At 35.7% G+C, this 14011-nt stretch carries 14 protein-coding genes; 7 read left to right on the forward strand and 7 right to left on the reverse strand.

From position 1 onward, the window contains the following. Window positions 1-41: 41 nt before the first annotated feature. The 6 genes from LB452_RS09665 to pyrF all read left to right on the forward strand — a co-directional run bounded on the left by LB452_RS09665 (window position 42) and on the right by pyrF (window position 7594). Window positions 42-992 carry a calcium/sodium antiporter gene (locus LB452_RS09665; RefSeq protein WP_224461537.1) on the forward strand — a complete coding sequence of 317 codons (951 nt, stop codon included), beginning with the start codon at window positions 42-44 and terminating at the stop codon, window positions 990-992. Between the two features lie 105 nt (window positions 993-1097). Beyond that, window positions 1098-3284: a glutamine synthetase III family protein gene (locus tag LB452_RS09670; protein WP_224461538.1), complete on the forward strand. Its 2187-nt coding sequence runs from the start codon at window positions 1098-1100 to the stop codon at window positions 3282-3284. Window positions 3285-3370: 86 nt separating this feature from the next. After that, window positions 3371-4546, forward strand: a complete 1176-nt coding sequence (locus LB452_RS09675; RefSeq protein ID WP_224461539.1) for an AIR synthase related protein — start codon at window positions 3371-3373, stop codon at window positions 4544-4546. Between the two features lie 6 nt (window positions 4547-4552). After that, window positions 4553-5611, forward strand: a complete 1059-nt coding sequence (locus LB452_RS09680; RefSeq protein WP_224461540.1) for a DUF3078 domain-containing protein — start codon at window positions 4553-4555, stop codon at window positions 5609-5611. An 87-nt stretch (window positions 5612-5698) separates the two neighbouring features. Beyond that, window positions 5699-6775 carry a peptide chain release factor 1 gene (prfA, locus tag LB452_RS09685; RefSeq protein ID WP_224461541.1) on the forward strand — a complete coding sequence of 359 codons (1077 nt, stop codon included), beginning with the start codon at window positions 5699-5701 and terminating at the stop codon, window positions 6773-6775. A 6-nt stretch (window positions 6776-6781) separates the two neighbouring features. Further along, the gene (gene pyrF, locus LB452_RS09690) at window positions 6782-7594 is read left to right on the forward strand and encodes an orotidine-5'-phosphate decarboxylase (protein ID WP_224461542.1); all 813 of its coding nucleotides are present in this window, start codon (window positions 6782-6784) and stop codon (window positions 7592-7594) included. 53 nt (window positions 7595-7647) lie between these two features. Here the strand turns inward: pyrF and LB452_RS09695 are convergent, their stop codons facing one another. The 6 genes from LB452_RS09695 to LB452_RS09720 form a co-directional block, all read right to left on the reverse strand. After that, the gene (locus LB452_RS09695) at window positions 7648-7875 is read right to left on the reverse strand and encodes a hypothetical protein (protein WP_224461543.1); all 228 of its coding nucleotides are present in this window, start codon (window positions 7873-7875) and stop codon (window positions 7648-7650) included. Window positions 7876-7926: 51 nt separating this feature from the next. Continuing rightward, window positions 7927-9465: a cryptochrome/photolyase family protein gene (locus tag LB452_RS09700; protein WP_224461544.1), complete on the reverse strand. Its 1539-nt coding sequence runs from the start codon at window positions 9463-9465 to the stop codon at window positions 7927-7929. Window positions 9466-9655: 190 nt separating this feature from the next. Further along, complete coding sequence (locus tag LB452_RS09705; protein ID WP_224461545.1) at window positions 9656-10966, reverse strand: DASH family cryptochrome; 1311 nt, start codon at window positions 10964-10966, stop codon at window positions 9656-9658. Next, window positions 10945-11082: a DUF2256 domain-containing protein gene (locus LB452_RS13635; protein WP_224461546.1), complete on the reverse strand. Its 138-nt coding sequence runs from the start codon at window positions 11080-11082 to the stop codon at window positions 10945-10947. The genes LB452_RS09705 and LB452_RS13635 overlap by 22 nt, the downstream gene beginning before the upstream one ends. Beyond that, window positions 11082-11720 carry a flavin reductase family protein gene (locus LB452_RS09715; RefSeq protein WP_224461547.1) on the reverse strand — a complete coding sequence of 213 codons (639 nt, stop codon included), beginning with the start codon at window positions 11718-11720 and terminating at the stop codon, window positions 11082-11084. Before LB452_RS09715 ends, LB452_RS13635 begins: the two co-directional genes overlap by 1 nt. 78 nt (window positions 11721-11798) lie before the next feature. Then, window positions 11799-12899: an alkene reductase gene (locus LB452_RS09720; protein ID WP_224461548.1), complete on the reverse strand. Its 1101-nt coding sequence runs from the start codon at window positions 12897-12899 to the stop codon at window positions 11799-11801. 119 nt (window positions 12900-13018) lie between these two features. On the opposite strand from LB452_RS09720, the gene LB452_RS09725 reads away from it, so the two are divergent. Next, entirely contained in the window at window positions 13019-13366 is a 348-nt protein-coding gene (locus tag LB452_RS09725) for a tRNA-binding protein (RefSeq protein WP_224461549.1), read from the forward strand. On the opposite strand, the gene aat is transcribed toward LB452_RS09725, so the two are convergent. Next, entirely contained in the window at window positions 13363-14010 is a 648-nt protein-coding gene (gene aat, locus LB452_RS09730; RefSeq protein ID WP_224461550.1) for a leucyl/phenylalanyl-tRNA--protein transferase, read from the reverse strand. The two genes, LB452_RS09725 and aat, sit on opposite strands and share 4 nt — an antisense overlap. Window position 14011 lies beyond the last annotated feature (1 nt).

Consider the following 14011-nt stretch of genomic DNA (forward strand, 5'->3'; position numbering starts at 1 on the left):
TCACATATCTTTCAAAATCCTATTTTCGCTAAAAAAAATTAATGGATATTTTTTTAGTAATCTTAGGATTTATTCTTTTAGTGGTAGGAGGAGAGTTTTTAGTAAGATCTTCTGTTGCTCTTTCATTAAGATTTAATATATCAAAAATGATCATCGGTCTTACTGTTGTATCATTTGCTACATCAGCTCCGGAACTTTTAGTAAGCTTACAGGCCGCCTTGTCCGGTTTTTCTGATATCTCCTTAGGAAATGTTATTGGGTCAAATATTGCTAACATAGGCTTGGTACTCGGTCTCACTGCTATTATTTCTTCAATAGACACCGATAAGGACTTTTTGAAATTTAATTTTCCAGTTATGATTTTATTATCTGGATTGCTTTATTTATTTCTTTTTACAGGGAAGCAAATATCCAGAGTTGAAGGGATAGCCTTATTAATAGTCATTTTTATTTTTGTTCTGATTTTGATTCGAAAAGCTATAAAAGGACAAGTTGATGGTTCTGAAGGTGTAGATGAAACCCTAACTCACACCTCCATTTTTAAAATAATTCTATGGCTTTTTATAGGTGCCGCAGGACTTTATTTTGGGTCTGAATGGTTAGTTGATGGCGCTGTAGGAATAGCAGAATCGTTTGACGTAAGCGAACGAATTATCTCTGTAACGATGATAGCAGTGGGCACAAGTGTACCTGAATTGGCTGCTTCCGTAATTGCTGCACTGAAGAAAGAAAAAGGGATCTCATTAGGAAACCTTATAGGTTCCAATATTTTTAATATTGGTTCTGTAATAGGACTCACCGCACTCATTCAACCTATCTTTCTTCAATCTGAGGAAGTTTTAAGCAATGATATTTTGTGGATGATTGGATTTTCATTGGTACTTCTTCCATTAGTTTTTCTGCCTCCAAAAAACACAATATCTAGATATAAGGGGGTTATTATATTTTTAGCTTATATTTTGTTTCTACTTCTAACCTTCATTAAAAAATAGAGGGGTTATTTTTTAAAAATGCTGTCTTATTAAATTTAACCCCCTTTATTTTATATCATATTCTAAAATTATCTATTTTTGTTTGAATTCAAAACTTAATTCAACATGGCAACTTTGAGATTTAATGCTTTAAAAGAATCACTTAATAGAACACCGGTTAAAATTCAGGAAGACGAACGCCGCTCCGATCTTTTTGGAAGCAATGTTTTTAACCAAAAGGCTATGCGCCAATACCTTACCAAAGACTCTTTTGAAGGGCTAAAAAGTGCAATAGAAAGCGGCACTAAAATAGATCGTTCGCTTGCGGAAAATATTTCAACAGGGATGAAAGAATGGGCTATTTCAAAAGGAGCGACCCATTATACACACTGGTTTCAGCCGCTCACAGGATCAACAGCCGAAAAACACGATGCTTTTTTTGAAACTATTGAAGACGGAGGTGCCATGGAAAAATTCAGTGGTTCTCAATTGGTTCAGCAGGAACCAGATGCATCCAGTCTTCCTCACGGTGGAATCAGAAATACTTTTGAAGCCAGAGGTTATACGGCCTGGGATCCATCTTCGCCTGCTTTCGTTTGGGGGCCTACTTTATGTATTCCAACAATTTTCGTGTCTTACACTGGAGAAGCTTTAGATTATAAAACACCGCTGTTGAGATCGGTTTCCGCATTAGATAAAGCGGCTACAGATGTAGCTAAATATTTTGATAAAAAGACAAATAAAGTCATAACCACATTAGGCTGGGAACAAGAATATTTTCTTGTAGATTCAGCTTTAGCTTCATCGCGTCCAGATTTGATGATGTCAGGTCGAACCTTAATAGGTCACTCTCCGGCAAAAGGTCAACAGCTTGACGACCATTACTTCGGATCTATTCCTAGTCGTGTTCTCAACTATATGAGAGATTTGGAAAAAGAATGTATGTTGCTTGGAATTCCTGTCAAAACTAGACACAATGAAGTAGCACCAAATCAATTTGAACTTGCTCCAATTTTCGAAGAGGTTAACCTTGCAGTAGACCACAATTCATTATTGATGGATGTGATGGATAAAATTGCAGAGCGTCATCATTTTAAAGTGCTATTTCATGAAAAACCATTCCAAGGGGTAAACGGTAGCGGAAAACATAATAACTGGTCTTTGGCAACAGATACTGGAGCTAACTTACTAAGTCCTGGAAAGACGCCTATGAAAAATATGAGATTCCTCACATTTTTCATTAATACGATTAAGGCCTTTTATGAAAATGAAGAAATCATAAGAGCGACTATCGCCTCTGCTTCCAACGATCATAGATTAGGTGCAAATGAAGCACCACCAGCAGTAATGTCAGTTTTCATTGGATCACAACTTACCAAAGTTCTTGATGAACTTGAAAAAGTTACTGACGGAAAGTTATCCCCACAAGAAAAAACTGAACTTAAACTCAATGTAGTAGGTAAAATTCCAGAAATTTTATTGGATAATACTGATAGAAATAGGACTTCACCTTTTGCATTTACAGGGAATAAGTTTGAATTAAGAGCCGTAGGATCAACTGCAAACTGTGCAGATCCTATGACAGTTCTCAATGCAATAGTTACAAAACAACTTAAAGAATTTAAAATTGAGGTTGATAGTCTTATTTCAGATAATAAAATGAAAAAAGACGATGCTATCTTTAATGTTTTGAGAGAGTACATTAAATCGTCTAAAAAAATACGATTTGAAGGCGATGGATATGGTGAAGCTTGGGAAAAAGAAGCGAAAAAACGTGGTTTGAGTAATTTTAGAACAACACCTGAAGCCCTTAAGGCAAAGATTTCTAAAAAGGCTATTGATCTGTTTGGGGAACTTAATATCATGAATGAAAGAGAAGTCAAAGCTAGGTATGAAATCGAGATCGAAGATTATTCCAAGCATATTCAGATTGAAGGTAGAGTCCTAGGTGATATCGCCAGAAATCATATTATCCCAACAGCTATTAAGTATCAAAACGTACTTATCAAAAACGTGAAGGGCTTAAAAGAGATATATGGTTCAAACTTTAAAGATCAAGCCAAGCAACAGATCAGCATTATTGAAGCTATTTCTGAGCATATAGAAAAGATAAATGAAGAAGTAGAGTTGATGATAGAAGAGCGTAAAAAGGCTAATGTTCTTGAAGATCCTACAGAAAAAGCCTTTGCATATTGCAATCAGGTGAAACCTTACTTTGATGATATTCGTTACCACTGTGATAAATTAGAACTATTAGTGGATAATGAAATTTGGCCTATGACTAAATATAGAGAGCTTTTATTTACTAAATAAAACAATAAATAGATTTCTTTCACCCAGTCTAGTATGTTTACTACGGCTGGGTTATTTTTTTATAAATTTGCCATAAATTTTTTAAGATGAGTGATCAAGATAGATATGCAAAAAGAGGGGTTTCTTCACAAAAGGAAGATGTCCACAAAGCCATAAAGAATATAGATAAAGGCCTTTTTCCACAGGCTTTTTGCAAGATTATTCCAGACTATCTTACCGGTAGTGACGATCATTGCGTTGTCATGCACGCCGATGGTGCAGGAACTAAGTCTTCACTCGCTTATCTTTATTGGAAAGAAACTGGCGACCTATCCGTCTGGAAAGGAATAGCTCAGGATGCATTGATTATGAATATTGACGACTTGCTTTGTGTAGGAGCTACAGATCATATTTTGGTGTCTTCAACTATAGGTAGAAATAAAAACTTAATTCCTGGAGATGTTATTGCTGAAATCATTAACGGTACTGAAAATTTAGTCAATGACTTAAAAGCACATGGTGTCAATGTTTATACAACTGGAGGAGAGACTGCAGATGTCGGTGATTTAGTGAGAACTATCATCGTTGATTCCACAGTAACGGCCAGAATGCAAAAAAATGATGTTATTGATAATGCTAATATAAAACCTGGTAACGTCATTGTTGGACTTTCATCTTTTGGTAAGGCAGCATACGAAGATCAATATAATGGTGGTATGGGAAGCAATGGATTAACTTCAGCCAGACATGATGTTCTGAACCACAAGTTAGCTGAGAAATACCCAGAATCTTTTGATCCTGATGTTCCGAAAGATTTAATTTACTCAGGTAGTAAATCTTTGACCGATCATATTTCTGAAACTTTACCAGACGTAGGTAAATTGATCTTATCTCCAACTCGAACTTATGCACCAATAGTTAAAAAGATTTTTGAAAAACTAGGTAGAAAATCTATAAATGGCATGGTTCATTGCAGTGGCGGAGCTCAAACTAAAATACTTCATTTTGTCAATAACTTGCACATCATAAAAGATAATATGTTCGATGTTCCTCCGTTATTTCAACTCATACAAGAAGAAAGCCAAACAAACTGGAGAGAAATGTATCAGGTTTTTAACATGGGACATCGTTTAGAATTTTATGTTGATGAGTCTGTTGCTGATGAAATTATAGAGATTTCAAAGAGCTTCAATGTTGATGCGCAAATAGTAGGAAGGGTAGAAGCTTCAGAAAATAAATCTCTAAGTATTTCATCAGACCAAGGTCATTTCGTTTATCAATAAATATTAATGAATCGAGTTTTAATAGTCGTTTTTTTCCTGGGTTGTATAACTCATGGATTTTCTCAGTCTTTTGGAGAAATTATTGATGTGAAACCCATTGGGGATAATATTTTTCCAGTGGGCGCAACCCCATTTATCAAAACAAGCTTGGATCTGGTAGTTAAATATGAGTTCAGTTACAACGAGTTGGTGCCAAGAACTGGTAGAACTAGTTTTTGGGAATCTGTGAATAAGTTCACTTTGGACGTGAGTGAAGTTGCATTTGTGAACTGGAACGCAGGGGGTGTAAATTCAATCTCTGGGCTTTACGGGATGAATTTAGTAAGGGCCTATAATAATGATGGTTTTAGATGGGATAATCAATTTCGATTCAGGTACGGAATTAATCAACAGGAAGGTCAGGAGCTGAGAAAAACTGATGATGATTTGGAGTTTAATTCATCTTTTGGCTATGAAATTTCTAAAAACTCGAAATGGTTTTACACTGGTAAATTTAGGTTTAAAACTCAAGTTGCCAGAGGATTTGATTATCCAGACACAGAGGTTTCAATTTCAGAGTTTATGGCGCCCGGCTATATTTTTCTTGGTGCAGGTGCAAAATTTGTTGAAACTAAAAGCAACTTTGAACTCTATTTATCTCCTTTAACACAAAAGTCAACGTTTGTATTAAACCAACGCTTGGCAAACCAAGGAGCTTTTGGTGTAAGAGAAGCTGTAAGGAATGATCAGGGTGTAATTATAAGAGAAGGAAAAACTTCCAGAAATGAACTCGGTATTTTGGTAACCAATGATTTTGAACAAAAGCTGTTTGAAAGTACTGTGCTTTCCAGCAGAATAAGCCTATACACAGATTATTTAAACAATTTTGGAAATATTGATATTGACTGGGAGCTTGTTTTAGATTTCAAAATTAATAGTTTCATGAGAGCAAATCTAGGCGCTCATATCAGATACGATGACGACATCAAAGTGCAAAATGAAGCCGAAGATGGCTCACTTACTCAGGGAGGTCCCAAAGTTCAGCTTAAGCAGCAATTGGGTATAGGCATCGCCATTGACTTGTAGAGACACTTTATTATATAAAAGATTAAGGAGGTTTTGTGGTAAAAAAATCATCAGAATTCACTTAAATTTGCATCACATTTAATAGATATGCTAGATAAATTAAATTTTATAAAACAACGTTTTGATGAAGTGAGTGATCTTATCATTCAGCCAGACATCATGTCTGATCAAAAGCGTTATATAAATCTTTCTAAAGAGTACAAAGATCTCAAAGCCATCATGGATGAGCGCGAGGTTTATATTGAATTGAAAAACAACATAGAGGAAGCAGAAGAAATTATTTCGAATGAGTCTGATTCTGAAATGGTAGACATGGCCAAGCTTCAGTATGATGAAGCCAAAGATGAACTGCCAAAACTCGAGGAAAAAATCCGGATGATGCTTATTCCCAAAGATCCCGAAGATGCAAAGAATGCAGTTGTTGAAGTAAGGGCTGGAGCTGGTGGTGATGAAGCAAGTATTTTTGCCGGAGATATTTTTAGAATGTTGACAAAATACTGCGAAGGCAAAGGCTGGAAAGTAGATGTTGTGGACTATAGTGAAGGCACTAATGGTGGATACAAAGAGATTCAATTTGAAGTTTCCGGAGAAGACGTTTATGGAACCTTGAAGTATGAAGCAGGCGTGCATCGTGTGCAACGTGTACCACAAACAGAAACTCAAGGCCGTGTACATACCAGTGCTGCTACAGTTATGGTTTTTCCTGAAGCGGAAGAGTTTGATATAGAAGTAAACCCTAAAGATGTACGTATCGATTATTTCTGTTCTTCAGGACCAGGTGGACAATCGGTTAATACAACTTATTCTGCAGTAAGATTAACACACGAACCTACCGGAATTGTAGCTCAGTGTCAAGATCAAAAATCACAGCATAAGAATAAAGAAAAGGCTTTTAGAGTTTTACGATCTAGACTTTATGAAATGGAACTCGCTAAAAAACAGGCAGAAGATGCTGAAAAAAGAGGTTCTATGGTGACTAGTGGTGACCGAAGTGCAAAAATTAGAACCTATAATTACGCACAAAGCAGAGTCACAGATCACAGAATCAACTTGACGCTTTATGATCTAGACAACGTTATAAACGGTGATATTGAAAAAATAATTAATGAATTAAAACTCGTTGATAATACCGAAAAACTCAAAAATATCTCTGACGATTTATAAAAGTTAATGGAAATTCAAAAGTTAATCCAGCAAATTGAAAAGAAAAAGTCCATGCTTTGTGTTGGTTTGGATGTGGATTTAGAAAAAATACCCAAGCACTTGCTTGATCATGAAGATCCTATTTTTGAATTTAATAAGGCTATAATTGAAGCCACACAGGAATTTTGTGTAGCCTTCAAGCCTAATACCGCATTTTATGAAGCTCAAGGACTTAAAGGTTGGGCAGCACTTAAGAAAACCATAGACTATCTCAACACGTTTTATCCCGAGCAATTCACCATTGCTGATGCTAAGCGTGGTGATATTGGGAATACATCTTCAATGTATGCCAAAGCTTTTTTTAAAAATTTAAATTTTGACTCTGTTACAGTCGCTCCTTATATGGGTAGAGATTCGGTTGAGCCTTTTTTGAGTTTTAATGATAAGCATACGATTTTATTGGGACTAACTTCAAATCAGGGATCCGAGGATTTTCAGTTCTTGAAATCTGAAGATGAATTTCTGTTTGAAAACGTATTAAAAAAATCACAGACCTGGGAAAATAGTCAGCAATTGATGTATGTAATAGGAGCTACTAAAGCAGATCATTTAAAGTCAATTAGGTCAATTCTACCCAATAGTTTTTTACTTATTCCAGGAGTTGGTGCACAAGGCGGCTCATTAAAAGAGGTATGTAAGAACGGAATGAATAGCTCTTATGGATTGCTTATCAATTCTTCCAGAGGAATTATTTATGCATCAAATCAAAACGATTTCGCCGAAAAAGCGAAGTTAAAAGCTAAAGCACTTCAAAAGGAAATGGCATTATTCATAAATTAAAAAAGCTTACACTGTCAAGTGTAAGCTTTTTATGATAAGAATTTAAAATGCAATTACATTTCTTCCTTAGTTTCTTCCATTGCATCTCCAGTTTCTTCAGCAGCATCTTCTACCGCATCACCAGTTTCATCTGCAGCGTCTTCAACTGCATCACCAGCATCTTCCATGGACTCTTCTACTTCGTCTGCTGCTTTTTCAGCATCACTTTTTTGTTCTCTACAGCTCACTATTCCTAATCCAAGAAGTGCAGCCATTGTAATTGATAAGATTGACTTTTTCATTTGTTTTGATTTTTGATTGAAAGCCAAAAGTATAGAAATTTCTTAAATATTTTAAAAATTACCAGGGTTTTTTATTATTTCTCTTGAGCGATTAATGTGGTTATCAAGCGTTTCCTTTTTCATTTTTTTGAGAAGACTCATCATCATATTCATTCGCATATTTCCTTTAAAATGCTCTTGTTTTTCATAAAGAAAATTCCAGTATAAGTTGTTGAATGGACAGGCATCATCGCCTTCTTTTTTGCTTACCTTATACTTGCAGGACTTACAGTAGTTCCCCATTTTATTGATGTAACTCCCACTGGAAACATAGGGTTTGGTAGCTACGATACCGCCATCTGCAAATTGACTCATTCCTCTCGTGTTAGTTAGTTCAACCCATTCGATCGCGTCTATATATACACCGAGATACCAAGCATCGACTTCATCTGGATCGGTCATGGTTAATAAGGCGAAGTTTCCTAAAATCATCAATCGCTGAATGTGATGCGCATAAGCGTCATCAAGACTTTGATTGACAGAATGCTTTAGGCAATTCATATCCGTTTCACCAGTCCAATAAAAATCTGGAAGTTTGTTGGTGTTTTTAAGTTCATTTTTGGACTTATAGCCAGGCATTTCTTTCCAATAAATACCTCTCATGAACTCTCTCCAACCCAAAATTTGCCTTACAAATCCTTCAATTTGAGAAATATCAATATTTTCTTTATTCTCGTAATAATAATCTAATGTTGTTTCAATAACTTCTTTTGGAGATAACATCTTACTATTCATGGCAAAGGAAAGCCTTGAGTGAAATAAGAACTTCTGGTCGGTGTGAAGTGCATCTTCGTAGTCACCAAAATGAACCAGTAAATTCTCACAAAAATAATCTAGCACTTTTAGGCATTCTTCTCTGGATGTAGGCCAAGGGAATTTGTTCTCGTCAATTCTCCCCATGGTTTTTACATCCATTGCCTTCAGTTGTTTCAAAACCCCACTGATGTCTTTATCAAAAGTTTTCGCCTCTGGTATAGATGGCTTTCCGGTCCATTTTTTACGATTGCTTTTGTCGTAATTCCATTCTCCACCTTCGGGTTTTTTGTCATTGAGCATCATTATCCCATGTTTCTTCCGCATATCTCTGTAGAAGTACTCCATGGTCATTTCCTTTTTACCCTCGAAAAACTTTTCTATGTCTTCTCTTTTTGTGTAGAAATGCTCAGTGTCATAAGCTTCACTTGTAATATCTAACTTATTACAGTAAGTTTTTAACTTAATGTCAAGTCTATATTCGTCTGGATACAAATATTCAAAATGTTCAATATGTTCTTCCTTTAAGATTTGGTCAAGGTTGGATGGCAAATTCTGTTGATTTTTCTTATCATCAATCTGATAATAAATCACTTGATGTCCTTTTTCTTTTAGCTCATTTGCAAAATTTCTCATGGATAGAAAGAAAGCCACTACCTTTTGCACGTGATGTCTTACATAACCAGTTTCCTGTTGAGTTTCTGCCATGAAGTAAATGACGTTCTCATTTCTTTCCTGAAACCAGGAATGCTTGTGGTTTAGCTGGTCACCGAGTATAAATCGTAATGTTTTTTCCATTGCATCAATTTTTACAATCTTATTCTTTAATTTTCTACTACCTAAATAGCCCTGATGGAAGCGATATCCTTGGCCTTTGAGTGACTTTGCAAACTGCTTTCTAAAAAGCGACTGATAAGAAGCTCTTTTATAAAGCCTAGTTTGCTGTAGCTCATAGGGCAAGATTTAGCTGAGAGCAGGTTCCTGGCTCTTAGAACAAAGAGTCCTGCAACCAAGTTCTCTGGTACTTTCCGTTGGAATCATAACGATCTGCCTGGCTTTTTATATTGAATTTTCTGTCTCTAGGATCATTGCCCACTCCGGAGTTGTACATCCAGTTGCCCCAGTTGCTGTGGACATCATAATCCACCAACATGGCTTCAAAATATGCAGCACCAATCCTCCAGTCCTGTTTCCATTCCTTTGCCCAGTAACTATTGACGTTTTGTCTACCGCGATTACTCATAAAACCAGTTTCACGAATTTCTATCATATTGGCATTGACAAATGATTCTGGAGTGTTACCATTAATCCATTGATTGATGGCTTTACTACTATTTCCCCAGTCATAATTCTTGTTGGTAATACCTTTCAACTGAAATATTTTGTTGCCGTGTTTAAGCGAAACATATTTGAAGTAATCTCTCCAGATGAGCTCAAATATCAACCAATAAGTATCCTGATTTTTCTTAATTTTTTTTTCAAATTTTTTGACTTCATGATAAATAGAAACCGCTGAAATACTTCCGTTTGCAAGCCATGCAGAAAATTTGGAACTGTAATCTTTGCCTAGCAAACCATTTCTGGTCTTTTTGTAATACTGTAGTTTCTTAGTATCCCAAAAATAATGTTGTAGGCGGTTCCAGGCTTCATTCTCTCCTCCATGAAATGGAAATGCTGTTCTTTCATCCATCTCAAATTCTTCTAAGCCTAAATCTTCAAGACCTGGTATTTTGGTTTCAATGTCCAATAAATCATTGGAAGAACGAGCATCTGGGACAGGAATCTCACTCCTTACCTCACTTTGCTTTTCGCATTTCTTCCTGAAATTTGTGTAAACCTCTGGAATCTGACTAAAGTCGTCATATGGAACATCGTCCGGATGAAATAGGAATTGATTGTAGTTATCAACAAAATTAGATTTTGTTAGGGCTGACTTCACTTCGAGCTCTACTTGTTTTTCTTCCTTCGTCCATTCGGTTTGAAAAAAAACAGTCTTGATGTTATACTTTTCGTCGAGTTGTTTCAACACATTTACCGGCTCATCGTGCTCAACTTGCAAGCTGATGTTTAGATTTTTCAGATTTGTGGAAAGTTGAGTAACCGACTCTATTAAAAATTTAGCTCTGTACTTTTCGGTTTTTTTAAAACCATATTTTGTGGTTTCGTAATGTCTTGGATCGAAGCAATATAAGCCTAATACCGGTTCATCGTGTTGGCAAGCCTCATGTAATGATTTTTGATCTCTGGTGCGTAGATCATTTCTAAACCAAACTATATTTATGTCTTGTTTCTTCTGCATTTTTCGCTACAATATTTTACGTTTTCCCAATTTTTTTCCCATTTCTTTCTCCAGGCAAATGGTAAACCACAAGTAGCACATATCTTCTCCGGTAGATTTACTTTTTTATGTGCCATTATCTTTTCAAAGTTTTTAATGTTTTGTCTGGCCTTGCATACTCGTACCTCTCAATGAGTTGAGTTTTTACATAGCCGTCTAAACCTATTATTCCTGCTGAATTTGCTTTTGCTAAATCTAAAAATCCGTCATTATCTTGTAATCCATCATCGAATGTGAGATGTTGAATTTCTCCAATAATTAGCCTGCAACCGTTTTCTTTGATGTAATATTCGTTGATGTATTTGCAGCCCATTTTAATTTTCGACTCTTTGACGAATGGGGCTTTGAAGTTATGAATGTATTCTTCGGTTAACCCTACTTTTTTGAACTCTGAATCTTCTTTCTCATACTTAGCTGAAGTTTGATGTGCTTTATCCACGAAATTTTCATTAATGTGATTCACTGTGAAAAACAAATTTTGACAGAAGTTATCGTACGAATGACGCTCTACAGTAGTAGGTCTCAACATGAAACTTAACATCGGTGGATTGCTACCCAAATGAATTACTGAATTAAAAACAGCTAAATTGGAAATCCCAGATCTTGAAACAGTGCCAATAAGATTCCCTGATTTAATACCTCCACACGAATTGATGAGGTGCATTCGCTCAATTCCAGGTAAGTTGATAATGTCTTCTTTTGAAAAATAAGGCATAAAAAAAGGTCGAGTTTTAATCTACCTAAAAATAGATATTGTTCAATCATTTATTGTTAAAAATTAAACAAAATTAAATTATTTCTGTTCTTCAAGTTTGGGATAGTCTGTATAACCTTCTTTACCAATTGCATAAAAGGTGTCCTGATCCCAGTCCTGCATTTCTGCATTTTTTTCAAATCTCACAGGTAAATCTGGATTAGAGATAAATAATTTACCAAAAGCTACCATATCCGCATGGCTTTCTTCGATCACTTTATTTCCGCTATCCTGGTCAAAACCTGCATTGATCATAAGGTTTCCTTTGTATAAAGGTCTAAAGTGTTCAGCAATATTGCTTACCAGATAATCCTTTTCACTTACATCATTAAAAGGTTCTGACAAGTGGAGGTAAGCCAAATCATACTCATTTAGCTTCTTGACGATATATTCAAAAGTTGGAATGGTTTCTTCATCAGCTTCCATCCCGAATATTCCATCTAGTGAAGGATTTAATCTCAATCCTATCTTATTCTCTGGCATAAAAACTTTCACGGCGTTCAGTATTTCAAAAAGTATTCTAGCTCTATTCTCAATCGACCCGCCGTATTCATCTGTTCGATGATTGGAAGATTTGTTAAAGAATTGATGTAGTAGATAGCCGTTGGAAGAGTGAATCTCTATACCATCAAAACCTGCGTCTACAGCATTTTTAGCAGCTCTTTTAAAATCCTGAACAGTTTGTTTTACTTCTTCTGTTGTCATAGCTCTAGGCTCTACAGTATCCTTAAAACCTTCTTCTGTAAAACATTGTGCGTTTGCATTAATTGCACTTGGGGCAACCGGTTTTTCACCATTATGAAAGTCTGGATGTGAAATTCTTCCTACATGCCATAACTGGACGAAGATTTTTCCATCCTCTTCATGAACTGCATCTGTCACCTTTTTCCATCCCTCAATCTGTTCTGGCAAATGAATGCCTGCCGTATTTATATACCCTCTGGCTTGATAAGATATTTGGGCACCTTCGCTTATAATTAGTCCTGCACTTGCGCGTTGTTTATAATACTCTGCGTGAAGGTCCGTAGGTGCATTATGCTTATTATTGGCTCGATTTCTTGTCATTGGAGCCATAATCACTCTATTTTTTAATTCCATATCGCCCATTTTAATAGGCTTTAGTAAAGCTTGATCACTCATTATTAAATATTTTTTTTGTAAACTTAGTATTTATTAAAATCTAGTTAGTTAAGGCAATTATAAAAGAAACTTACTTTTATCTTATTAAGATATAATGATTTATTATACTAAAACAAATTATGAATATTTCAGAAAATAATTTAAGCTGGTCCGATTTTCAAAAAGTAGATATGAGAGTTGGTACAATTCTCAAAGCTGAAGTATTTAAGGAAGCTAATAAGCCGGCAATAAAACTAGAAATTGACTTTGGAGAATTAGGAGTGAAGCGTTCTTCCGCACAAATCAACAGGCTGTATTCACCAGAGAATATCATTGGAAAACAAATCATAGCTGTTGTCAATTTCCCACCCAAACAAATCGCTAACATGATGAGTGAGTGTTTGGTCCTAGCTGGAGTAGATAATGAAATTGGGATATCTCTTTTATCCCTAGATCATAGGTTAAAAAATGGAACTCGAATTTCTTAGACCTTGGAATTTAAAATGGTTAAAAAGTTATGCCTGCTTATTTCTTCTGCGCCAAGGCTTTCCAGATGCTTGGTATAAACCTGACAGTCTATAAGACTAATGCCATTTTTTTCCATATTTTTGACCAGGGTAATGAATCCATACTTCGACGCGTTGTCCGCCTCAGTAAACATGCTTTCTCCACAAAATACTTTTTTTTCTTTCAATAGAATTCCATAAAGACCACCAACAATTTTATCATCCTTCCAAACTTCAACAGATTTCGCTAATCCTGCTTCATGAAGTTTGATGAAACTCTCTATCATATCTTCAGTAATCCAGGTGCCGTCTTGTCGATCTCTATTAATGTTTGCACATTTGCGCATCACATATTCAAAATCCTTGTTGTACGTCACTGTGAAGGCTTTTTCTTTAAAAAGCTTCTTCATAGATTTTGAGACTTTTAAGTTCTCAGGAAACAGTACCATCCGAGGATCTGGACTCCACCATAAAATAGGCTGCCCTTCCTCATACCATGGAAAAATTCCATTTTCATAAGCAACTTTTATACGTTCCAAACTCAAATCTCCTCCAAAAGCCAATAATCCTTTGTCGTCTGCAAATTTTGGATGTGGAAATATGATGTCTTTAGTGAGTTTATACATG

Source organism: Psychroflexus longus (assembly GCF_020164595.1).
Classification (GTDB): domain Bacteria; phylum Bacteroidota; class Bacteroidia; order Flavobacteriales; family Flavobacteriaceae; genus Psychroflexus; species Psychroflexus longus.